The organism is Bradyrhizobium sp. USDA 3240 (assembly GCF_054063295.1).
In genome coordinates this window covers 8697305-8719540 of sequence record NZ_JBSSGD010000002.1, presented here as the reverse complement: position 1 = coordinate 8719540, position 22236 = coordinate 8697305, and the positions used below count along the sequence as shown (strand labels likewise).

The window sequence follows — 22236 nt, the reverse complement described above, 5'->3', positions numbered from 1 at the left end:
CGCATTCCTCATCCTCAAGCCTCACGCATGCTGTGGCTGCGCCAGCTGGCTGACCTGCGTCGCCGGCGGATCGACAACCAGGGTTCCGCCATGGCCATCACTCGAGGTCGTGAAGGTCGAGGCCATGTAGTTGCCCAGCAGCATGATACTCGCCGTGACGGTGCCGTCCGTCACCGTGAGCGTTCCGCTCGCTGCGTTTCCGCTGAAGCTCGGCGTGTGAACGCTCGCGAAATTGATGTTCGCGAAATCGATCGCATCCGAACCGGTCATCCCGGCGACGGTCCCGCCAAAGCTCGCGGAATTGTCGAGCTTCAGCGTCCCCGTCGAGCCCTGGAATGCGACGGTGGCGCTCGACGCTCCCGGCAATTCCAGGGTGGCGCCCGCAGCGATGTTGGCGCCGCCGGAGCTCTCGCCGGTCGCGTTGAAAGACTGCCAAGCCCCCCACGCGATGCCGTCATACGCACGGATCCAGAGTTGGTCCGTACCCGAGCCCGCCTGATAGGTCGTCTGCGAGAGTTGCGCCGCGGTGATGTCGATCTCGGTATTCGCTTGCTGGTTCACTCCGTTGACGTTCCAACGCCCGTTCGTGTTGGAATCCCACAGCGCATATTTCGTGATGGCATCGCCGTCGGCGTCCGTCGCAGTGACGAGGTTCGCGGCAGCAAAGGTCTGCCCCGAAACCGTCACGACGTTGGCGACCGAGACGGTCGGCGCCTGGTTGGTGGCGGTGGCCGTGAACGCTGTCCACGTACTCCACTCGCTGCCGTCATTGGCCCGCACATAGAGCGTATCCGACGGCGAGCCGCCGGGGCCGTACACGTAGCTCACCTGCGAGAGATTCGCCGCCGAGACATCGATCTCGGCGTTGGCCGCCTGGACGACACCGTTCACCACCCAGTGGCCGCTACCTTGCGTGTCCCAGAACGCGTACTGGGTGATCGGATCGCTCTCGGCATCAGAGGTCGAGAACAGGCTCGTGGCCGCCACCGAATGGTCGTGAATGCCACTGACGTTCGATGCCGTCACGACCGGAGCCGTGTCGAGGCCCGGTGTTGCCGTGAACGCGGCCCAGGTGCTCCACTTCGATCCGTCGTTCGCCCGCACATAGAGCGTGTCGGGCGTCGAGTTGCCGGGCCCGTACACGTAGCTCACCTGCGAGAGGTTCGCCGCCGCAACATCGATCTCGGTGTTGGCGGCCTGCGCGACACCATTCACCACCCAGTGGCCGTTGCCCCCGGTGTCCCAGAACGCGTACTGCGTGATCGGATCGCTCTCGGGGTCCGAGGTCGTGAACAGGCTCGAGGCGAGCGCCGAGAACTGCCCGTGATTGGCGTTCACGTTCGGTGCCGTCACGACCGGGGCCGTATCGATCCCTGGTGTTGCCGTAAACGCGGTCCAGATGCTCCACTTCGATCCGTCGTTGGCCCGCACGTAGAGCGTATCTGATGTCGAGTTGCCGGGCCCGAACACGTAGCTCACCTGTGACAGGTTCGCCGCGGAGACGTCGATCTCGGTGTTGGCGGCCTGGGCGACACCGTTGACGACCCAGTGTCCGTTACCTTGCGTGTCCCAGAACGCGTACTGGGTGATCGGATCGTTCTCGGCATCCGTCACCGAGAACAGGCTCGAGGCGAGCGCCGAGAACTGCCCGTGATTGGCGGTCACGTTCGTTGCCGTCACGACCGGAGCCGTATCGATCCCTGGTGTCGCCGTGAACGCGGCCCAGGCGCTCCACGGCGATCCGGCGTCCTTCGCCCGCACGTAAAGCGTATCGGGCGCCGAGCCGCCGGGACCGAAGACGTAGCTCACCTGCGACAGATTTGCCGCGGACACATCGATCTCGGTGTTGGCCGCCTGGGCGACACCATTGACCACCCAGTGACCGTTGCCGCCGGTGTCCCAGAACGCATACTGGGTGATCGTATCGCTCTCGGCATCGCTGACCGAGAACAGGCTTGAGGCGAGCGCCGAGAACTGCCCGTGATTGGCAGTCACGTTCGATGCCGTCACGACCGGAGGATCATCGATCCCCGGGGTTGCCGTGAACGCGGCCCAGGTGCTCCACTTCTGTCCGTCGTTCGCTCGTACGTAGAGCGTATCAGCCGTCGAGCCCCCGGGGCCGAACACGTAGCTCACCTGCGACAGGTTCGCCGCGGAGACATCGATCTCGACATTGGCCGCCTGGGCGACACCATTCACCACCCAGTGGCCGTTGCCGCCGGTGTCCCAGAACGCGTACTGGGTGATCGGATCGTTCTCCGCGTCCGTGACCGAGAACAGGCTCGAGGCGAGCGCCGACGTCTCACCATGAGTCGCGGTCACGTTCGGTGCCGTCACCACCGGAGCCGTATCGGGGCCCGGTGCTGCCGTGAACGCGGTCCAGCTTCCCCATAGCATTCCGTCGTTCGCCCGCACGTAGAGCGTATCTGATGTCGAGCCGCCGGGCCCGAATACGTAGCTGACCTGCGACAGGTTCGCCGCGGCAACATCGATCTCGGTGTTGGCCGCCTGGGCGATACCATTCACCACCCAGTGGCCGTTGCCGCCGGTGTCCCAGAACGCATACTGCGTGATCGTGTCGTGCTCGGCATCCGAGGTCGTGAATAGGCTCGAGGCGAGAGCTGACGCCTGCCCGTGATTGGCGGTGACGTTCGGTGCCATAACAACCGGAGCAGTATCGCTCCCCGGCCCTGCCGTGAACGCTTTCCAGGCCCCCCACAATGTTCCGTCGTTCGCCCTGATGAACAGCGTATCGGGGGCTGATCCTGGCGGCCCGAACACGTAGGTCAACTGCGACAACTGCGCCGCGGGAATATCGATCTCGGTGTTGGCAGGCAGAGCCGCGCCGTTCAACGCCCAGTGGCCACTTCCCCCGGTGTCCCAGAGGGCGTACTCGGTGATCGTGTCGTGATCCGGATCGGTCACCGTGAACAGGCTGGATGCGGCAACCGACGTCTGACCATGCGCCCCGGTCACGTTGACTGCGTTCAAGGTCGGAGCGGTGTCCACAAATCCCGTTGCTGCAAATTGGGTCCAGCCGCCCCAAACCGTACCGTCATTGGCTCGGACGTAGAGCGTATCGGCCGGAGAGCCGCTTGGACCGAACACGTAGCTCACCTGCGAAAGGTTCGCGGCCGCAACATCGATCTCGGCGTTGGTGGCCTGGACGACGCCGTTGATGGCCCAGTGGCCGTTACCTTGGGTGTCCCAGAATGCGTATTGGGTGATGGGATCACCATCGGCGTCCGACACCGTAAAGAGGCTGGATGCCGCCACAGAGGTCTGGCCGACCGTTGCCTGTACATTGGGCGCTGACGTGACCGGTGCGATATCGGCACGCGTCGTGACCAGCGTGCCGGTGCCGGAATCCGTGCCGACGCTGAACCGCACGCCAGGCGTCTGATCAAGCTGCAGATCGTAGGAGGTCCCACCCTCCGTGACCTGCAGGACATTGCCCGCAAGCAAGGTCACCGAGCCGCCGGATGAGAACGTCACCCCGGCCAGATCGATGCTGTCGCCCAGCACCAGCCCGCTGATGGTCGTCGTCGGCATCGACGTGCTGTCGATCTTCAGCTGCGCGCCGGACCCGCTGAAGGTGATACCGCCGCTCGCGACGCTGCCGGCCTGCAACTCGACCACGCCGCCCGAAATCGTCACCGGACCAGTCGACCCGCCGGAGGAAACGACTTCCGCGCCGCCGGCAAACACCGTCACGTTGCTGGTCACTGCGCCAGCCACTTTGAACGTGCCGCCGCTGGAGACGGAAACATTGTGGGCCGTCGCCCCGGACAGAACATTCAACATGCCGCCACTGCTGACGGTCATGTGGTCGATCGCGCCTCCCGACGACACGTTGACCGTGCCGCCCGAAATCCCGGTTCCGGAGCCGGTCACGCCGGTAACCACACCTCCCGAGAACACGTTCTCGATGCCGCCGGCAAAGACCGCGACGTTGCTCAGGACTGTGCCGCCGACGTTGAAGATGCCGCCGCTCGAGACGGAGATATGGTCCGCCGTCGCGCCGGACGAGACATTCAGGTCACCGCCACTGAAGACGGTCGCATATTCGAACGAAGCGCCGGAGAGAACGTCGACCACGCCCGAAATTGCGGTCCCCGAACCAGTGACGCCGGTGACGGAGCCACCCGCAGAGACGATTTCGTGGCCGCCGCTCTGAACGGTGACATTGCTGGTGATCTTGCCCCGCACGTTGAGGGTGCCGGACACGTTGACCATGCTGGCCGAGCCTCCGGCCAGAACGTTGAGCGTCGCACCGGCTGCGACGAACGTGCCGGTACCGGTCGTGCCGCTGATGGTGCCCTGGATGACGCCGCCGGACGAGACGTTCTCGATGCCACCGCTCAACACCGCGACCGTATTGGACGTGGTCCCCGTGACGTTCAGAGTGCCGCCCGCCGAGACCGTCGTCCCGGTGGCAAATCCACCAGCCAGCACGTCGAGCGTTCCACCGGATAGGAGCGTTCCACTGGCCGTGCCGCCGCTGCTTACGAACATCGTCGCGCCGCTTGCAACGACGGCATTTGCATCATTGCCCGCGACCGCTTCGGTGCCGCCGGACGAGACGGTCGTACCCGTGTCGCTGCCGCCCTTGCTGATGGTCAGAAGTCCGCCGCTGCTAACAGTGGTGCTGATAGCCGACCCGCCGGAGGCAACGAACATCGAACCGCCATTGAGGACGGTATCACCGGTGTCGGTTTGACCGCTCGATACGGTGTAGGACGATCCGCTGCTCACGGTCACCGGGGAGCTTTGGCTCATCACCGTGCCGCCGTTGTTGGTCAAGCCCGTGACACTGGCGCCGGCAATCACAATCAAGGTGCCCCCGCTATTGACCGTGATGCCGCTTGCGGTGCCGCCGGACGAAACGACTTCGGTGCCACCGGAGCTGATCACTGTGCTGCTGGCGATGCCGCCCGCCATCACGGTCTCGGTGCCGCCGGCGCTGATCACCGTGGTCCTGGCGATGCCGCCGGATGAAACGATCTCGGCACCGCCGGAACTGATCACCGTGCTGCTGGCAATGGGGCTGTACGGGCCGCCGCCCCACACGATCTGTTCACCGCCCGCGATCAGCGTGGTGGAGATCGCCGTTGCGCTTCCGCTGTATTGGCCACTGCCGACGTATTGGATGCTGCCGCTGCCGGTGACCGTCGTGTCGACGGCTGTGCCTGTTGCAATATAATTATATGGCGCGACCAGCTGGATTCCACCGCTGGTGATGGTGGTATTGCTTGCGACACCATGACCGGCGCTTCCGAAGGCGGCATAGCCGATCCACTGCGTTCCGCCCGCGATTGTCGTGTTGGTTGCAACGCCGCCCCCAAGAAATCCGACGATCTGTTCGGAACTGCTTTGGATCGTGGTGTTGGACGCGAGGGCGCTGCCTACGAAGTTGTTGTTGTATGTGTCGGAGACGTACTCGTATCCTCCGTTCTCGATCAAGGTGCTGATCGTGGTGCCGCCCCACATTTGTTCGCTGCCGCCACTGAGGGTGGTGTTGATGGTTGAGCCGTTGAATAGTCTAATCCCGCCGCTGCCGACCGTGGTGTTGCTTGCGGTCGAGCCACTGTAAACGGCCATTATGCCGCTGTTGATGGTCGTTCCAATCGCCGTTCCAGTTCCGGTTGCGTTTGACGGAGTGGTGCCGAGAACCACACCTCCACCACCGTTGACCACGGCGTTGACGAGTGTGCCAAGAACATAAATCTGCCCGGCACTATTGGAAGAACCACTGGAAGTCGTGTCGCCGATATCCGTAGCGCCGGAGGAAACAACGACGCTCCCGGCATTTACGGTGTCGCTGATATAGCCGCCGTTCAGCACGTAGAGCGTGCCGCCGTACTGGACTGTGTTGCTGGTCTCCGTATCGGACACAGAAACGGTGCTGCCGCTGGCAACGTTCACACCCATAGACCCCTCCCCAAAAAAACTGATCTCAAAATCCAAAAAATATGTCCGGCAATTCACCTCCGCGGCCGAGTCTGGCCGATGGGCTGCCGACAGCCGAGGAGGCGAACGCCATCCAGCCCTCACCAACTCACTTGGCGCGGGGTCTTGATCACTGAGTTTTGGAGAGCAGTTGAAATGCTGGCGGGACGCCAACCAGATTCAAGTTGCTACGTCATCCAAAATATAAAGGCCGATCTGAACTAAATACACGACCAACTTACAATTCGCGCAAAAGCCGTCAAGGTCGCATTGGCAAAAGTCCAATGTTCCTCGCCTGTTATTCACAATGTGGGACCGTCGCGCCCGCCTTGGATATTCCGTTCGCTCGCCGCGAACGATCCGCCTTCTCCAAATGTTTCTGGACATTTCAGAACAGTCATGAACGGGACAAGCGCGGCCATGACAAGCTTGCGGGAACGCCGATCACCTCGCCCCGATGCGACAGCCGCGCCCTCCCGGGCGCGTGAGCCTCATGCCGCCTTCTTGCTCTCGGCGAGATTGGCGAGCTGGCGCAGGATCTCCGTGGTGCCGGCGAGCCGCTCTTCCGGCGTATCCCATTCCTGGAAGAACACCACCTTCATGTCGGGCCGCACCTTGGCGGCCTTTCCGTGCTGGCGGATGAAGGTCACCAACCGCTCCGGATGCGCAAAGCTGTTGTCGCGGAACGCGATCACCGCGCCCTTCGGGCCGGCATCGACCTTCCCCACATTGGCCCGGCGGCAATAGGCCTTGATCGCGGCGACCTTGAACAGATAACGCACCTCGTCCGGCAGCACGCCGAAGCGGTCGCGCATCTCGGCGGCAAAGGCGTCGATCTCGTCGTCGGTCTCGAGATCGGCGAGACGCCGATAGAGCGACAGCCGCACGCTGAGGTCGTTGACGTAGTCCTCGGGGATCAGGACCGGCATCCCGATCGTGATCTGCGGCGACCAGCGATCGGCGGCGGGCTCGGCGACGCCGGCCTTGAGGTTGATGATCGCCTCCTCGAGCATCGACTGGTACAGCTCGAAGCCGACTTCCTTGATGTGGCCGGACTGCTCTTCGCCCAACAAATTGCCGGCGCCGCGGATGTCGAGGTCGTGCGAGGCGAGCTGGAAGCCCGCGCCGAGCGTTTCCAGCGATTGCAGCACCTTCAGCCGCCGCTCCGCCTGCGCCGTGATCTTCTGCTGCGCCGGCAAGGTGAACAGCGCATAGGCGCGCAGCTTGGAGCGGCCAACACGACCGCGCAGCTGGTAGAGCTGGGCGAGGCCGAACATGTCGGCGCGGTGCACGATCAATGTGTTGGCGTTCGGGATGTCGAGACCGGATTCCACGATCGTGGTCGAGAGCAGGATGTCGTACTTGCCGTCGTAGAACGCGGACATGATGTCCTCGATCACGGTCGGCGGCATCTGGCCGTGGGCGACCGCGACCTTCATCTCCGGCACGTTCTTGTCGAGGAAATCCTTGACGCCGGCGAGGTCCTCGATCCGCGGCACGACGTAGAACGCCTGCCCTCCGCGGTAGCGCTCGCGCAGCAGCGCCTCGCGGATCATCAGGGGATCGTGCGGCGCGACGAAGGTGCGCACCGCGAGGCGGTCGACCGGCGGCGAGGCAATGATCGAGAGCTCGCGCACGCCGGTCAGCGCCAGTTGCAGCGTGCGCGGGATCGGGGTTGCCGACAGCGTCAGCACATGGACCTGGGCGCGAAGCTGCTTCAGCCGCTCCTTGTGGCTGACGCCGAAATGCTGCTCCTCGTCGACGATCAAAAGGCCGAGGTCTTTGAACTTGATGGCCTTGCCGAGCAGCGCATGGGTGCCGACGACGATGTCGACGTTGCCATCGGTGAGTCCCTTCTTGACCTGGTTCAACTCCTTGGTCGAAACCAGCCGCGACGCCTGCGCGACATTGACCGGGAAACCTTTGAAGCGCTCGGTGAAGGTGCGCGAGTGTTGCCGCGCCAGCAGCGTGGTCGGGACCACGACCGCGACCTGCCGGCCTTCGAGCGCCACGGCGAACGCCGCGCGCAGCGCCACCTCGGTCTTGCCGAAGCCGACGTCGCCGCAGATCAGGCGATCCATCGGGCGGCCGATCTCGAGGTCGTTCAAGGTCGAATTGATGGCGCCAAGCTGATCCTCGGTCTCCTCATAGGGGAAGCGCGCGCAGAACTCGTCATAGACATGCGGCTGCAGCGGGAATTTCGGCGCCTCGTGCAGCTGCCGCTCGGCGGCGATCTTGATCAGTTCGCCGGCGATCTCGCGGATGCGGTTCTTGAGCTTCGCCTTGCGCGCCTGCCAGCCGCCACCGCCCAGACGATCGAGCTCGACATTGGCGCTGTCGGAGCCATAGCGCGACAACAGCTCGATGTTCTCGACCGGCAGGAACAGCTTGGTCTCCGCCGCATAGTGCAGCTCGAGACAGTCATGCGGCGCGCCGGAGACTTCCAGGGTCTGCAGCCCGACGAAGCGGCCGATGCCGTGCTCGACGTGAACGACGAGGTCGCCGGTCGCAAGGCTCGTCACCTCCGAGATGAAATTGTCGAGCTTGCGGCTCGCCTTGCGCGGCCGCACCAGGCGGTCGCCGAGAATGTCCTGCTCGCTGATGACGGCGAATTCGTCGGTCTCGAAACCGGATTCCATGCCGAGCACGGCCAGCATGGTCTCGTTGCGCGGGGTCGCCTGCACGATCCGCCAGGTGTTGACGCTGGTGGTGTTGAGCAGCTTGTGGTCGCGCAGCATCGCGCCCATGCGGTCGCGCGAGCCCTCGCTCCACAGCGCGACGATCACCTTCTTGCGCTGCGACTGCAGCGCGCCGATGTGGCCGACGACGGCCTCGAACACGTTGACATTGCCGTCGGCGCGCTCCGGCGCGAAATTGCGGCCCTGCCGCGCGCCGGCATCGAACACGTCGGGTGAGCCCTCCGGCACCGCGAACGGCGTCAGCCGCGCCAGCGGCGTATCGCCGAGCAGCCTGGTCCATTCGGCCTCAGACAGATACAGCTTGTCCGGCGGCAGCGGCTTGTAGATCGCGCCGCTGCCGGGATGCTCCAGCGCTTCGCGCCGTGCGTCGTAATAATCGGCAATCTGCGTGAAGCGTTCGCGCGCGGCGTCCTCGCCCTGCGGCTCGATCGCGATCGTTGCGCCGTCGAGATAGTCGAACAGCGTGTCCATCCGCTCCTGGAACAGCGGCAGCCAGTGCTCCATGCCGGGATGGCGCCGTCCCTCGGAGACCGCTTCATAGAGCTGGTCGTCGCGTCCCGGCGCGCCGAACGCTGCGACATAGCCCATGCGGAAGCGACGGATCGTCTCGGTGGTGAGCTGGAATTCGGAGACCGGCACAAGGTCGAGCCCGCGCATGTCGAGCAGCGTGCGCTGGGTCTCGGCGTCGAAGGTGCGGATCGATTCGAGGGAGTCGCCGAAGAAGTCGAACCGCACCGGCTGGTCGAGGCCGGCCGGAAACAGGTCGAGGATGCCGCCGCGCACCGCGTATTCGCCGGGTTCGCGCACCGTGGACGAACGGGTGTAGCCGTTGTGCTCGAGCCAGGCGACGACCGAATCCATCGGCACCACGTTGCCGGGCGCAACCGACAGCGCTTGCGCTGCGACCTGATCGCGCGCCGGCACCCGCTGCACGGCGGCGTTCACGGTCGTGAGCACGATCAGCGGCTTGTCGGAGCCGACCAGCCGCGACAGCTTCGCCAGCGCAGTCAGCCGCTGCGCCAGAACGCCGGAATGCGGCGAGACGCGGTCATAGGGCTGGCAGTCCCAGGCCGGAACCTGCATCACGGCGATATCGGGCGCAAAGAACTCCAGTGCGCGGGCGAGCTGCTGCATCCGCGCGCCGTCGCGGCACACCACGGCGAGACTGACCGCCGACCGCTTCGGCTGCGCGGCGATCGCGCGCGCCAGGTCGGAGATGACGAGCCCCTCGGCGCCCTCGGCGACATTGGCGATGGTCAGCACCCGGCCGGGCGCGAGCATCGCGGCCGGGGATTTCATGGGCTGCTTCATGCGCTGGGATCCGCCACCCTAAACGCCTTGATGCGGGCAAACAGCGCGGTCTGATGCTCGGCAGCCAGCACCCTATCGCCGGTCAGCGCGGCATAGAGGTCGGGGTCCGGCACCTCGATCAAATGCTCGAGCTCGCCGAGCTCCTGATCGGACAGGTCGGCGATGGTCGAATCGGCAAAGCGGCCGAGGATCAGGTCCATCTCCCGGGTGCCGCGATGCCAGCAGCGAAACAAAAGCCGCTTGCGGCGGTCATCGAGCCCGCTGCTCGATCGTGTCGATCCCGTCATGTCCCAAAATCCATCAAACGCCAAAAGCCCGGACGTGCCGGGCGGGCTTGATATAGCGACGGCGGGGGCCGATGTCAGCCCTCTTTTGCCGCGTTTTGGAGATGCTTTGGGCGCATGCCGTCATTGCCGGGCTTGACCCGGCAATCCATCCTCTTTTGAAGATGGATGCGCGGGTCATCCTCGATCGAGTCGAGGACAGGAGCCCGCGCATGACGTGAGTCGTGTGTGCGAGGACACCGATGCGCCCCAGCCTGCTCAATCCGCTGTTTGCCCAGGTCACGACCCTCCAGGGTGTCGGCCCGAAGCAGGACAAGCTGCTGCGCTATCTGCTCGACCGCAGCGAGACGCCGCGGCTGGTCGATCTGCTGTTGCACCTGCCGGCCAGCGTGATCGATCGCCGCACGCGGCCGAAGATCCGCGACGCCGCGGTCGGAACCATGGTCACGCTCGAGGTCACCGTCGACCGCCATCGTCCGCCGCCGCCGCGCAATTCGCGCGCGCCGTACCTCGTCTACGCCAGCGACGACACCGGCGATGTCGTGTTGACCTTCTTTCGCGCCCAGCCCGGCTATGTCGAGAAGCTGCTGCCGGTCGGCGAGAAGCGTTACGTCTCCGGCACGCTGGCGATGTATGACGGCATCCCGCAGATCGTGCATCCCGACCGCGTCATCGATGAAGCCGGCTTTGCAAAGCTGTCCGGGATCGACCCGGTCTATCCGCTGACCGAGGGGCTTGCGATCGGCTCGCTCCGCCGCGCGATTGCGCAGGCGCTGACCAAGCTGCCGGACCTGCCGGAGTGGATCAGTCCCGACGTGCTGCGCCGCTGCAACTTCCCGCCGATCAGGGAGGCGCTGACCCGCGTCCATGTTCCGGTCGAGCTGACCGACATCCTGCCGGACGGCCCGTTCTGGTCGCGGCTCGCCTTCGACGAACTGCTCGCCGGCCAGCTCGCGCTGGCGCTGATCCGTGCCACGTTGCGCCGCCCCGCCGGCGTGCGCAACGCCGGTGACGGCCATCTGCGCAACCGGATCATCGACGCCCTGCCCTATGCGCTGACCAAGTCGCAGCAGCAGGCGGTCGCGGCGATCATTGAGGATCTGCGCCAGCCGGTGCGGATGCTGCGCCTCGTGCAGGGCGATGTCGGTTCCGGCAAGACCGTGGTGGCGCTGCTGGCGGCCGCCGCCGTCGCCGAAGCCGGCAAGCAGGCCGCGCTGATGGCGCCGACCGAAATCCTGGCGCGCCAGCACATCAAGACCATCGCGCCGCTCGCCGAGAGCGCCGGCATGCGGGTTGCGATCCTGACCGGCCGCGAGAAGGGCAAGGAACGCCGCGAGCTGTTGGCGCGGCTCGAAGCCGGCGAGATCGACCTGTTGGTCGGCACCCACGCGCTGATCCAGGATGACGTGATCTACAAGGCGCTGGCGCTCGCCGTGGTCGACGAGCAGCATCGCTTCGGCGTGCGCGAGCGCCTCGCGCTGACCTCCAAGGGCGAGGCCGTCGACGTGCTGGTGCTGAGCGCAACGCCAATCCCGCGCACGCTGGTGCTGACATACTTTGGCGACATGGACGTCTCGGAGCTGCGCGAAAAGCCCGCCGGCCGCCAGCCGATCGACACCCGCGCGGTGCCGATGAACCGGATCGAGGATGTCATAGACGGCGTCGGCCGCGCGCTCGGCGCCGGCAAGCTGGTCTACTGGATCTGCCCGCTGGTCGATGAATCCGAGGCCGAGGGCACCGAACATCTCACCAATGCGACCGAGCGGTTCGAGAGCCTGCAGCAGCGGTTCGGCGATCGTGTGGGCCTGGTGCACGGCCAGATGAAGGGCACCGAGAAGGATCGCGTGATGGCGCAATTCGCCGCGCACGAGATCGGCTTGCTGGTCGCAACGACCGTCGTCGAGGTCGGCGTCGACGTCCCGGCGGCGACCATCATGGTGATCGAGAACGCCGAACGCTTTGGCCTGGCTCAACTGCACCAGCTGCGTGGCCGCATCGGCCGCGGCTCGGAGGCCTCGACCTGCCTCCTGCTGTACAAGGAGCCGCTCGGCGAGATGTCGAAGGCGCGGCTGAAAGTGATCCGCGAGACCACGGACGGCTTCCGGATCGCCGAGGAGGATCTAAAGCTGCGCGGCGAAGGCGACGTGCTCGGCATCCGCCAGAGCGGCCTGCCCGGCTACCGCATCGCGCGCTCCGAGGTGCACGGCCAGCTGATCACCCAGGCCCGCGACGAGGCGCTGCGGATCATGAAGGACAATCCGAAGCTGAAGGGCGAGCGCGGCGAAGCGCTGCGCTGCCTGCTCTATCTCTACGAGCGCGACGAGGCGGTGCCGCTGATCGGCGCGGGGTAACGGCCAGCCCCGTCATTGCGAGCGAAGCGAAGCAATCCATCCATCCACGTATGCGGAGCCATGGATTGCTTCGTCGCTTCGCTCCTCGCAATGACGATGTATGCTTACGGCTGGGGGATCACCATGAAACAACCGTGCGTATACATCTTTGCGAACAAACGTCACGGCACCATTTACACCGGCGTCACCGCCAATCCGCCCAAGCGCGCGTTTGAGCATCGCGAGGGATTAGTAAAGGGATTCTCGGCCAAATATGGATGCAAGATTCTGGTCTGGTACGAGATTCACGAAACGATGTACGACGCGATCACGCGGGAAAAACAAATCAAGGCCGGCAGTCGCGCGAAGAAGATTGCGCTGATCGAGGCGCTGAATCCAGATTGGAACGACCTCTACGACACGCTGATCTAGGTCACCGTCCCCTCCGTCGTCATTGCGAGCGAAGCGAAGCAATCCATCGTTCCGCGTGTGCGGAGCCATGGATTGCGTCGTCGCTTCGCTCCTCGCAATGACGGGGATAGAGCGGAGGGTCCTACTCCACCTTCGCCGGCGCGGGCTGAGTGGCCGGCTGCAACGAGGCCTGGTTGGCGACGCGCGCTGCGTTGGCCATGCCGGCGAGCGCCGCGGCGCGCTGCTTCTGATCGTTGGCGCCGGGCTGCACCACGCCGGCCGACATGATCAGCGTCGCGGCATCCTCGGTGCTCATGTCGATCTCGATGATCTTGCTCCTCGGCACGTAGAAGAAGAAGCCGGTGGTCGGGTTCGGCGCGCACGGCAGGAACACCGAGATGTGCTCCTCCTCGCCAGGCAGACTGGCCGCAAGCTCGGCGCTCGGCGCCTGCGAGATCAGCACGATCGACCACATCCCGGGCGAGGGAAACTCGACCAGGCCGACCCGGCGGAAGCTCGATCCGTTGCCGGAGAACAGCGTCTCGAACACCTGCTTCAGGCCGCGATAGATCGCACGCACCGCGGGGATCCGGCCGAGCAGCCGCTCGCCCAGATCGACCAGGGTTCGGCCGATCAGGTTAGCGGTGAGGAAGCCGAGCAGCGTCAGCGCGATGACCGCGACGATCAGGCCGGAACCCGGCAATCCGAACGGCAGATAGGTCTCCGGCCGGTAGGCCGTGGGCACGAACGGCCGGACCAGATTGTCGACCCAGTTCACGAACCACCAGGTCAGATAGAACGTGATCGCGATCGGCCCGGCCACCACCAGGCCGGTCAGGAAATAGTTGCGGAACCGCGCCATCAGCCCGCGGGGAGCGTCCGGAGGCAGTTCACCTGGCGCGTGGGGAGGCACTTTGTTGGACGTCATTGCTGTTCCAGATCGTCGAAGCGGCTGTCCTCACCAGCATGATCCGGAAAAGTGCGCCGCGGATTTCCGAAAAGACCGTGCATAAACAAAAGGCTAGCGTGAGATGATGATCCTGTCCCGAACTTCGGCGCGCAGCACCCCTCAGCTAAGCCATTCTAGCAGGTTTTTGAAGGGCTGCGTGACAGCGTCACTTGCGGCTATTCGACCGTGACCGATTTAGCCAGATTTCGGGGCTGATCGACGTCGGTGCCCATGACCACGGCAGTATGATAGGCGAGCAGCTGCACCGGAACGGCATAGACCATCGGCGCGAAGGTCGCCCCCATGTCCGGCATCACGATCGTCACCAGCGACTGGATGGTTGCCTCCGCGGCGCCCTTGGCGTCGGTCATCAGGATGATCTTGCCGCCGCGGGCGGCGACCTCCTGCATGTTGGAGACGGTCTTCTCGAACACCTTGTCGTAGGGCGCGATCACCACGACCGGCATGTGCTCGTCGATCAGCGCGATCGGCCCGTGCTTGAGCTCGCCGGCGGCATAACCCTCGGCATGGATGTAGGAGATCTCCTTCAGCTTCAGCGCGCCTTCCAGCGCCAGCGGATAGCTGGTGCCACGGCCGAGATAGAGCACGTCGCGCGACTTCGAGATCTCGCGCGCCAGCTTCTCGATCTGCAGCTCTGAGGTGAGCGCTTCCGACATCAGACGCGGGATCTCGACGAGGCCGTGCACCAGCTTGGCCTCGTCGGCATCGGACAGCTCGCCGCGCGCCTTGCCGGCGGCAACCGCGAGCGCGGCCAGCACCATCAGCTGGCAGGTGAACGCCTTGGTCGAGGCAACGCCGATCTCGGGACCAGCGAGCGTCTGCAGCACGGTCTCGCTCTCGCGCGCGATCGTCGAGGTCGGCACGTTGACGACCGAGAGCGTGTGCGCGCCCTGCGACTTGGCGTAACGCAGCGCCGCCAGCGTGTCGGCGGTCTCGCCGGACTGCGAGATGAAGATCGCAAGGTCGCCCCTGCGCAACGGCGCCTCGCGGTAGCGGAATTCAGAGGCGACATCGAGCTCGACCGGAACGCGCGCCAGCCGCTCCAGCCAGTATTTTGCGACGAAGCCGGCATAGCTCGCGGTGCCGCAGGCCGTGATCGAGATGCGTTGGATATCCTTGAAGTCGAACGGCAGCTTGACCGGCAGGGCGACGCGCTCGGTCGCCATGTCGACGTAGCGGGCGAGCGTGTGCCCGACCACTTCCGGCTGCTCGTGGATCTCCTTCGCCATGAAGTGGCGATAATTCGCCTTGTCGACCAGAGCGGTCGCCGTCGTGTGCTTGATCGCCTCGCGGTGGACGATGGCGTTGTCCTTGTCGAAGATCGTGGCGCCCTTGCGGTTCAGCACCACCCAGTCGCCGTCCTCGAGATAGCTGATCGTGTCGGTGAACGGTCCGAGCGCGATCGCGTCCGAGCCGAGATACATCTCGCCCTCGCCATGGCCGACCGCGAGCGGCGGGCCGTTGCGGGCGCCGATCATCAGATCGTCCTGGCCGGCGAAGATGAAGCCGAGCGCGAAGGCGCCGCGCAGTTGCGACAGCACCGCCCTCACCGCCTCGACCGGCGCGACGCCGCCCTTGAGCAGATCGTCGACCAGATGCACCACGACCTCGGTATCGGTCTCGGTCGAGAACACCACGCCTTTATGCTCGAGTTGCTCGCGCAACTCGCGGAAATTCTCGATGATGCCGTTATGCACCACGGCGACGCGTTCGGTGGCGTGCGGATGCGCGTTGTTCTCGGTCGGCCTGCCGTGGGTGGCCCAGCGGGTGTGGCCGATGCCGGTGTGGCCGCCGAGCGGCTTGGCCTGTAACCGGGTCTCGAGGTTCTTCAGCTTGCCCTCGGCGCGGCGCCGCGCCAGCAAGCCGTTCTCCAGCGTGGCGACACCGGCTGAATCATAGCCGCGATACTCCAGCCGCTTCAGCGAATCCACCAGTTGCTCCGCGACCGGAGCGCGTCCAAGAATGCCGACGATGCCGCACATGCGGTTCAATGTCCCCAAAAATCGCCGAAAATTTGCCAAAGCGGCGACACGGTCCCTTAACGGGAATCGCCGGTCGCAAGATACTCAATAATTATTGCCGATTGCGACAGTCTTAAACGGCAAGGTTGATGCGACCGGCTGGTTAATCGGGGCTAACTATTTTGGCAAGAGCGCGGGAGCGGGAGGAAGGCGGCTCTTACGATTGGACTATCCCAGACCGACGAAGTACCTTGCGCGATCGTTTACCCAAGCCACCACGTATCGTTCCGCATCGAGGGCACTGATCTGGGCGCAGTCCCGAGTAAGCGGCGTTATGTCTTCAAGCTTCTCCTTCACCGCCCTAGCTCGCGTCGGCGCCACCAAGTTCCAAATCGCCTCCGCGGCCTCTAAGAACGTTTTGGCGTTGCAAAACTCTCCCTTGGCGATAAGCAGTTCGCCAATCCAATTCCGGACGAAGGCTTTGTTCTCGGCATGCCCCCGAGGAGATCGATGAAGAACTAGCGCCGACTTTCGGTAGCAAACTAGCGCTTCGTCAATCTTTCCCATCAGGTGCAAACAACGGCCCGTATTGCCATAGAACGACTCGCCTTTACTTTCATCAAACTCGTCAGGATCAAGTATCTCATCGACCGAAATGCCGTTGAGAAAATAGTCGATAGCCAACTCTGGGTAACCAGCATCACGTCGGGCCAGAGCTAGCTCATGGTCTGTATTAAATCGCGTATCAACATTCGTGCGATCCTTAAGCGCCTTGCCAGCTTCCGCCCATTTCACAGCCTCGGTGTGCTCAAGCCTAGTCCAATGCATGTGGGAGCGGAGCGCGCAATAATTGATATATCGCGCGTCTTTGGCCGGCATTGTTCCCTTACGCCCGTGACGTTGGGAACACCAAGTGCATCATCAATCGGAGCATTCAAAGCTGATCCGACGAGAAAAACGACTGACTGCTCTGATCGCGCAATGCCAGTCGTAAGTCGTTCAAGTAAGGCGCTTTGATCATAATACTCGAAGTGCGGTAACGACATTTGGCAACCCGTAATGTGTCTCGATTTATTCGTACCTGAAGACCGCTCTGAAAGAACGAGGTTCGCACGCGCAAGTTGTTGATAGTTCGTTGGGGGTGGCAAACTGCGCGATGCGCCCGCGTGTCATGAACCAAGCGGCTGAATTCGCATCACTATTTCCCAAGATCGATAGCTGATTGCCCGTCCTGCAACCCAGCTTATTCGTCGAAACCAGTCATTAGCGGCTTTCGGAGAGGGTGCCGCCGCCGGAGGTACCCTGATGCAAGCCACGCACGACCGTGAGACGCAGCGCCTCGATGTCCTGGCCGAACTCGACATCCTCGATACGCCGCGCGAACTCGCCTTTGATCGCCTGACCGGGCTGTGCCGCAAGATCTTTCGCGTGCCGATGTCGACGCTGACGTTGATCGACGGCCATCGGCAATGGTTCAAGGCCTCTGAGGGCATGGCGGATCGCGAGACCGCACGCGGACCTGCGCTGTGCAACTTTGCGATCGCGCAGGACCATCCCCTCATCATTCCCGACACGCAATACGACCCGCGCCTCGCCGACAATATTTTCGTGCGCGGCAAGCCATTCATCCGCTTCTATGCCGGCGCGCAGCTCAGGATCTCAGGCGCGATCGTCGGAACCCTGTGCTCGATGGACACGCGCCCCCGCGAGTTCGATGCCGATGCGGTCAGCATGCTGACCGACCTCGCCGCCATCGCCGTCGATGAACTGATGCTGCGGAACCTGAGCTTGCAGGACGGCCTCACCGGCTGCTCCTCGCGGCGCGCCTTCCGCGGCGAAGGGGAACGGCTCACCGCGCTGGCCGCACGGCATCTCAGTCCGCTTGCCTGCGCCGTGCTCGATGTCGATCACTTCAAGCAGGTCAACGACACCTATGGGCACGCCGTCGGCGACATGGTGCTGGCGGCGGTCGCGGATGCCGCGCGCTGCGCGTTGCGCGGCTCCGACGTGATCGGCCGGCTCGGCGGCGAAGAGTTCGGCATCCTGCTGCCGCACACCAGGCTCGACCAGGCGATGGGCGTGCTCGAGAAGGTGCGCGCCGCCGTCGCGGCAACGCGGACAGAGACGCCGGCCGGCACGATCGGTGTCACCTGCAGCCTTGGCGGCGCGGTGCTCTCACCCGGCAACTGCTTCGACGACATGCTGCGCAACGCCGACCTTGCGATGTACGGCGCCAAGCAGGCCGGCCGCAATCAGGCGCTGGCCTGGGTCGAGCGGGCGCCGTCGATCGCGCCGACCGCGCGGCGGGTGTTCAAGGCCGGCAAGATCAGCTTCAACGCCGGCCATTCCACGATCGACTGCACGGTGCGCGGCCTGTCGCGCGAGACCGCGACGATCGAGGTGCTGTCGATCTCAGGCATTCCCGATCAGTTCAAGCTCGCGATCGCCGCCGACGCGCTGTCACGGGCCTGCCGCATCACCGCGAAGTGCGACAACCGGATCGAGGTTGCTTTCACCTGAGCGGCGGCGCGGGATTATCTCCACAAGTCAATCTCTAATCGTCATTCCGGGGTTCGCGAAGCGAGAGCCCGGAATCCGTTTCACCACCGATTCCGCGGCCTGATGGATCCGGGCTCGCGCCAAGGGGCGCGCCCTCAGGTGCGCAATTGCGCACCGGGGAATGACGAGCGATTAGCGGTCGGCGTTGATTGCAACCCAGGCGTCCGTTCAAGACGCCCTAATGTTCGACCCGGTAGAGCCGCCATCGCTCCGGCACGCCCTTGAGCTGGTGCGCGCCGCGATCCTTGAACTGGATGGCTGACCCTGGCATCAGGTCCTTGACCGCGCTCGAGACCAGCACCTCGCCGGCACGCGCCTTGGCGGCGACGCGCGCACCGATGTGAAACGCAAGACCGATCACCTCCGCGCCGCTGACCTTGTATTCGCCGGCATGTAATCCCACCCTGATCTCGAGCCCGAGCGTGCGCACGGCCTTGACGATCGCAGTCGCGCAACTGATCCCGGCCGCCGGCGCGCGGAATGTCGCCAGCACACCGTCGCCGGTCGTCACGACCTCCTTGCCGCGCAAGGCCTTCAGTTCCCGGCGGACGGCGGCGTAGTAGTGATTCATCACCGTCGCCCAGCGCGAGTCGCCCAGCCGCGCGGCTTTTTCGGTGGATCGGACGATGTCGACAAAGAGGATTGTGGCGAGCGCCTGCTTGAGTTCCGGGCCTCGGTCGGAGGTCCGACGCCGGTTCGCAATATTGCCCGTCAGCGGTTCATAGCTGTGGCTGCGCCGCCGCGCGACCGCGGCCTTGGTGTAGTCCTGAGCGCGCTGCACCGTGCGGCAGCGAATGGTTTTTTCCTGCGGTGGAAACGTCCAAGAGACCTTTCGCCCGGCGCCGGCGCCCTGAACCTCCACGGCGCCCCATTTCAGGAAGACCGTCGAGCCGGCCCGTCGAATGCACCATGCCTTCGACGTGTATCCGGACACGTTCGACTGATGGACTCCGATGCGAAGGAATTTGGGCATGAGCGTCCGGCCGATCGAACGAGCGCTTGGGGACTAACCTAGAGCAAAACGTAGCCATAGATTTCCGCATTGGCAACGGTGCTCGTCTCCGCACCGATCAAAAGCGTCAGGCTCTGCGACGTCGGATAGCCAGCTCTTCGTCAGCTCCGGTATTCGCGCCTCTGCCCGCTCGATACGGCGTCAGTGTCGACGGACGGAATTGCCTCGTCCTGCGCCTTCGCTATTGGCTGCTCGTCATCGCGAAATCGCGCCGGGGTCAGTCGGCTGCGGTCGACGGTCATGCCAAAGATATCGAAGCGGTTGTAGTAGCCGACCACGTCGTGAAACTGCTTCGGCTCGACGCAGCGATTGAGATCGATCTCCGCGTAGGCGATCCCTTCCTGGTCCTGCAATTCGTCGCCAAAGACACCACCCGTCGGATCGACGAAGAAGCTCGCCGCACGCGGCGTCTGGTCGATCACGTCGGCGATGGTTCTGTCGCGTTCAATCAGGAAGGCCCGCATCGGCTGGTCCATGTAGCCGGCGGTGACGATCCCGAATACCTTGGCTTCGAAGCAGTGGGCGCTGGCCCGGATGCGGTTGGCGGCGACGTTGTCGAAATTGCCGCCGCCTGCCGGGCGCCTTGTGGGCCACATCGGCGGCCAGCTCGAGATGTGCACCTGTTCGCCCTGCGCCATCAGCGCGAAGCGGGCCAACGGATTGGTGTTCTCGCCACAGATCAACCCACCGATCCGGCCCTGCCGCGTCTCCGCGACCTTCAGGCCCGCACCGTCCCCCGACGACCACACCAGCTTCTCATAGAAGGTCGGAACCAGCTTGCGGTGATGAACCAGAATTTCGCCGGTCTCGCCGATCAACAGGTTCGAGTTCCAAAGGCCGCCAACGCTGACGGCCGAGCGCTCGCTGATACCGATCGAGACGGTGACGCCGAGGCCGCGCGCCTCGGCGCACAGCCCGGCCACTTCCGGCCCGTCCACCAGCACGGACTGGTCCGCCATCCGCACGAACAGATCGTGATTGTCGATCGGCGGCCACAGCGCGGCCCAAACCGGAAAGGCGGGAATGTAGGTTTCAGGAAACGCAATCAGCTCGGCGCCGGCCCTGGCCGCCTCGCGCATGATGGCGATCGCCTTTTCGGTGGTCGCCCGGCTGTCGAGGAAGACGGGCGCGGCGTGGACGGCGGCAGCCTTGAAACGAGGGAGCATGACGAAAATTCCGGCTAGAGCGTTTTCCCGCGAAGTGGATACCGGTTCGCGAGAAGACGCGTCGAAACAAGATCTAGAGCTCCGTTCCGATCCAATCGGAACGGAAAAGCTCTAGGGCCAGGGAGGCGAAGCGGTATCATCCCTGCCTTCCCGGCACGCATGGGAATTGTCGCAAGGCCGGTTGCGAAGGATCGGAGCCGTCGGCGCGTTGGAACGGGAATTGCTTTGATGACAGGGGCCGTAAATCCGGAGGCAGGTCATGTTCGATACGATCAACTGGGACGATTTGCGGGTCTTCCTCTGCGCCGCTCGCGCCGGAAATTTGAGTCAGACCGCAAAGCGGCTGCGGCTGGATCATTCCACCGTGAGCCGGCGGATCGCCCAGATGGAAGCTTCGCTCTGCATCGCGGTGTTCGAACGCCACCGCACCGGGCTCAAGCTCAACGAAGTCGGCGAGCGCTTGCTGCGTCATGCCGAGCGGGTCGAGAGCGCGGTAATCGCCATTCGTGAGGAGGCCAGCGCCAGCGACACCCAGGGGCTGATCGGGACCGTGCGGCTCGCCACCATGGAGGGGATCGCCTCGCTTTATCTGGCGCAACGCTTTGCGAAACTGCGTCGCACCGCGCCGCAACTCTCCGTCGAGCTCGTCACATCGGCACAGACGGTCTACGTGCACAAGCGCGAAGCCGATCTGTTCGTGTCGTTCTTCCGGCCACCCGGTCCGGGCCTGATCTCCGAGCGCATCGGCAAGTTTCGGCTCGGGCTATTCGCGAGCCAGAGCTATCTCGACCATCACGGCACGCCTGCAAGCCTTCGCGACCTCGCCGATCATTGGTTCGTCTCCTATATCGAGGATCTGATCCAGGTCGATTCGGTGCGCTGGCTCGCCGACGTCATCGAGGAGCCGAAGGTCTCCTTCCACTCCAACAGCATGATTGCACAGATGAACGCCGCGGCGGGCGGCCTCGGCATCGTCATGCTGCCGAGCTTTGCCACTAACGATCGGCCCGACCTGATCCCCGTGCTGCCCGCCCTCGCCGGCACCTTTCGCGAGGTCTGGCTCAACGTCCACAGCGACTTGCAATTTGCCCCGCGCATCCGTGCGGTCCGCGCGTTTCTGAAAAATACCCTGAAGCAGGACCCCGACATGCAGGTCACGCTGGGCGATGCCCTGCCGCAGCCGCGCACGGCAGATTGCAAAAATCCATAGTTCCCTTCCCCGGGAGCCCGGCTGAAGCTCGTCCGATTGGCGCAAGGTCGCGCGCGCTGAAGCTTTGAGGGGGCAAGCATGAACGTGGTTATTCCCGGCAATTCCGATCCGGCGCCGAGTGTCAGCGCCTTGGCCAGGAAGCGGCTGACAGTCGCGCTCGTGCTCAGTGCCGCGATAATCGTGATCTATTTCGGCTTCATGGGGCTGTTCGCGTTCGACAAGCCGCTGCTCGGCACCATCCTGGTGCCCGGCCTTTCGCTCTGCATTGTGCTCGGCCCGCTCGTCATCATCTCCTCCTTCGCGCTCTGCCTGGTCTACGTGCTGTGGGCGAACCGGGTGTTCGATGCCGGCATCCGCAATCTTCGCTGAAGGGA

General features: G+C 64.3%; 13 protein-coding genes. 5 read left to right on the top strand and 8 right to left on the bottom strand.

Annotated elements, in window-relative coordinates; all coding sequences use genetic code 11:
- Positions 1–21: 21 nt before the first annotated feature.
- The 3 genes from ACVIGA_RS41630 to ACVIGA_RS41620 all read right to left on the bottom strand — a co-directional run bounded on the left by ACVIGA_RS41630 (position 22) and on the right by ACVIGA_RS41620 (position 10246).
- The gene (locus tag ACVIGA_RS41630) at positions 22–5931 is read right to left on the bottom strand and encodes an AIDA repeat-containing protein (protein ID WP_456670579.1); all 5910 of its coding nucleotides are present in this window, start codon (positions 5929–5931) and stop codon (positions 22–24) included.
- A gap of 509 nt (positions 5932–6440) precedes the next feature.
- Entirely contained in the window at positions 6441–9959 is a 3519-nt protein-coding gene (gene mfd / locus ACVIGA_RS41625) for a transcription-repair coupling factor (RefSeq protein ID WP_456670578.1), read from the bottom strand.
- Positions 9956–10246 carry an FAD assembly factor SdhE gene (locus ACVIGA_RS41620; RefSeq protein WP_456670577.1) on the bottom strand — a complete coding sequence of 97 codons (291 nt, stop codon included), beginning with the start codon at positions 10244–10246 and terminating at the stop codon, positions 9956–9958. Before ACVIGA_RS41620 ends, mfd begins: the two co-directional genes overlap by 4 nt.
- Before the next feature lie 239 nt (positions 10247–10485).
- On the opposite strand from ACVIGA_RS41620, the gene recG reads away from it, so the two are divergent.
- Together recG and ACVIGA_RS41610 are read left to right on the top strand one after the other, a co-directional pair.
- Positions 10486–12594, top strand: coding sequence for an ATP-dependent DNA helicase RecG (gene recG, locus ACVIGA_RS41615; RefSeq protein WP_456670576.1), 2109 nt, complete (start codon positions 10486–10488; stop codon positions 12592–12594).
- A gap of 123 nt (positions 12595–12717) precedes the next feature.
- Positions 12718–13005: a GIY-YIG nuclease family protein gene (locus ACVIGA_RS41610; RefSeq protein ID WP_456670997.1), complete on the top strand. Its 288-nt coding sequence runs from the start codon at positions 12718–12720 to the stop codon at positions 13003–13005.
- A gap of 121 nt (positions 13006–13126) precedes the next feature.
- Here the strand turns inward: ACVIGA_RS41610 and ACVIGA_RS41605 are convergent, their stop codons facing one another.
- From ACVIGA_RS41605 to ACVIGA_RS41595, 3 genes are all read right to left on the bottom strand, one after another.
- On the bottom strand, positions 13127–13912 hold the full coding sequence (locus ACVIGA_RS41605) for a DUF502 domain-containing protein (protein WP_223975127.1): 786 nt from the start codon (positions 13910–13912) through the stop codon (positions 13127–13129).
- Between the two features lie 197 nt (positions 13913–14109).
- Positions 14110–15936 carry a glutamine--fructose-6-phosphate transaminase (isomerizing) gene (gene glmS, locus ACVIGA_RS41600; RefSeq protein WP_456670575.1) on the bottom strand — a complete coding sequence of 609 codons (1827 nt, stop codon included), beginning with the start codon at positions 15934–15936 and terminating at the stop codon, positions 14110–14112.
- Between the two features lie 207 nt (positions 15937–16143).
- The gene (locus ACVIGA_RS41595; protein WP_456670574.1) at positions 16144–16794 is read right to left on the bottom strand and encodes a hypothetical protein; all 651 of its coding nucleotides are present in this window, start codon (positions 16792–16794) and stop codon (positions 16144–16146) included.
- A 426-nt stretch (positions 16795–17220) separates the two neighbouring features.
- Between ACVIGA_RS41595 and ACVIGA_RS41590 the strand changes: the two genes are divergently transcribed.
- Positions 17221–18435, top strand: coding sequence for a sensor domain-containing diguanylate cyclase (locus ACVIGA_RS41590; RefSeq protein ID WP_456670573.1), 1215 nt, complete (start codon positions 17221–17223; stop codon positions 18433–18435).
- Between the two features lie 217 nt (positions 18436–18652).
- Here ACVIGA_RS41590 and ACVIGA_RS41585 read toward each other — a convergent pair whose 3' ends face one another.
- Together ACVIGA_RS41585 and ACVIGA_RS41580 are read right to left on the bottom strand one after the other, a co-directional pair.
- The gene (locus ACVIGA_RS41585; protein ID WP_456670572.1) at positions 18653–19447 is read right to left on the bottom strand and encodes an adenylate/guanylate cyclase domain-containing protein; all 795 of its coding nucleotides are present in this window, start codon (positions 19445–19447) and stop codon (positions 18653–18655) included.
- A gap of 140 nt (positions 19448–19587) precedes the next feature.
- Positions 19588–20652 (bottom strand): carbon-nitrogen hydrolase family protein, encoded by a 1065-nt coding sequence (locus ACVIGA_RS41580; protein ID WP_456670571.1) that lies wholly within the window; start codon positions 20650–20652, stop codon positions 19588–19590.
- Positions 20653–20911: 259 nt separating this feature from the next.
- Here ACVIGA_RS41580 and ACVIGA_RS41575 point away from each other — a divergent pair, with 259 nt between their 5' ends.
- Positions 20912–21862 carry a LysR family transcriptional regulator gene (locus ACVIGA_RS41575; RefSeq protein WP_456670570.1) on the top strand — a complete coding sequence of 317 codons (951 nt, stop codon included), beginning with the start codon at positions 20912–20914 and terminating at the stop codon, positions 21860–21862.
- Positions 21863–21940: 78 nt separating this feature from the next.
- Positions 21941–22231 (top strand): DUF485 domain-containing protein, encoded by a 291-nt coding sequence (locus ACVIGA_RS41570; protein ID WP_456670569.1) that lies wholly within the window; start codon positions 21941–21943, stop codon positions 22229–22231.
- Positions 22232–22236: the final 5 nt, after the last annotated feature.

What these genes read in the sequence shown, in the direction of transcription:
- ACVIGA_RS41610 (WP_456670997.1), top strand. Translation starts at nt 12,718, where the DNA reads ATGAAACAACCGTGCGTATACATCTTTGCGAACAAACGTCACGGCACC.
- ACVIGA_RS41580 (WP_456670571.1), bottom strand. Translation starts at nt 20,652, where the DNA reads ATGCTCCCTCGTTTCAAGGCTGCCGCCGTCCACGCCGCGCCCGTCTTC.
- recG (WP_456670576.1), top strand. Translation starts at nt 10,486, where the DNA reads ATGCGCCCCAGCCTGCTCAATCCGCTGTTTGCCCAGGTCACGACCCTC.
- glmS (WP_456670575.1), bottom strand. Translation starts at nt 15,936, where the DNA reads ATGTGCGGCATCGTCGGCATTCTTGGACGCGCTCCGGTCGCGGAGCAA.
- mfd (WP_456670578.1), bottom strand. Translation starts at nt 9,959, where the DNA reads ATGAAGCAGCCCATGAAATCCCCGGCCGCGATGCTCGCGCCCGGCCGG.
- ACVIGA_RS41585 (WP_456670572.1), bottom strand. Translation starts at nt 19,447, where the DNA reads ATGCCCAAATTCCTTCGCATCGGAGTCCATCAGTCGAACGTGTCCGGA.
- ACVIGA_RS41595 (WP_456670574.1), bottom strand. Translation starts at nt 16,794, where the DNA reads ATGCCGGCCAAAGACGCGCGATATATCAATTATTGCGCGCTCCGCTCC.
- ACVIGA_RS41605 (WP_223975127.1), bottom strand. Translation starts at nt 13,912, where the DNA reads ATGACGTCCAACAAAGTGCCTCCCCACGCGCCAGGTGAACTGCCTCCG.
- ACVIGA_RS41630 (WP_456670579.1), bottom strand. Translation starts at nt 5,931, where the DNA reads ATGGGTGTGAACGTTGCCAGCGGCAGCACCGTTTCTGTGTCCGATACG.
- ACVIGA_RS41620 (WP_456670577.1), bottom strand. Translation starts at nt 10,246, where the DNA reads ATGACGGGATCGACACGATCGAGCAGCGGGCTCGATGACCGCCGCAAG.
- ACVIGA_RS41570 (WP_456670569.1), top strand. Translation starts at nt 21,941, where the DNA reads ATGAACGTGGTTATTCCCGGCAATTCCGATCCGGCGCCGAGTGTCAGC.
- ACVIGA_RS41575 (WP_456670570.1), top strand. Translation starts at nt 20,912, where the DNA reads ATGTTCGATACGATCAACTGGGACGATTTGCGGGTCTTCCTCTGCGCC.
- ACVIGA_RS41590 (WP_456670573.1), top strand. Translation starts at nt 17,221, where the DNA reads ATGCAAGCCACGCACGACCGTGAGACGCAGCGCCTCGATGTCCTGGCC.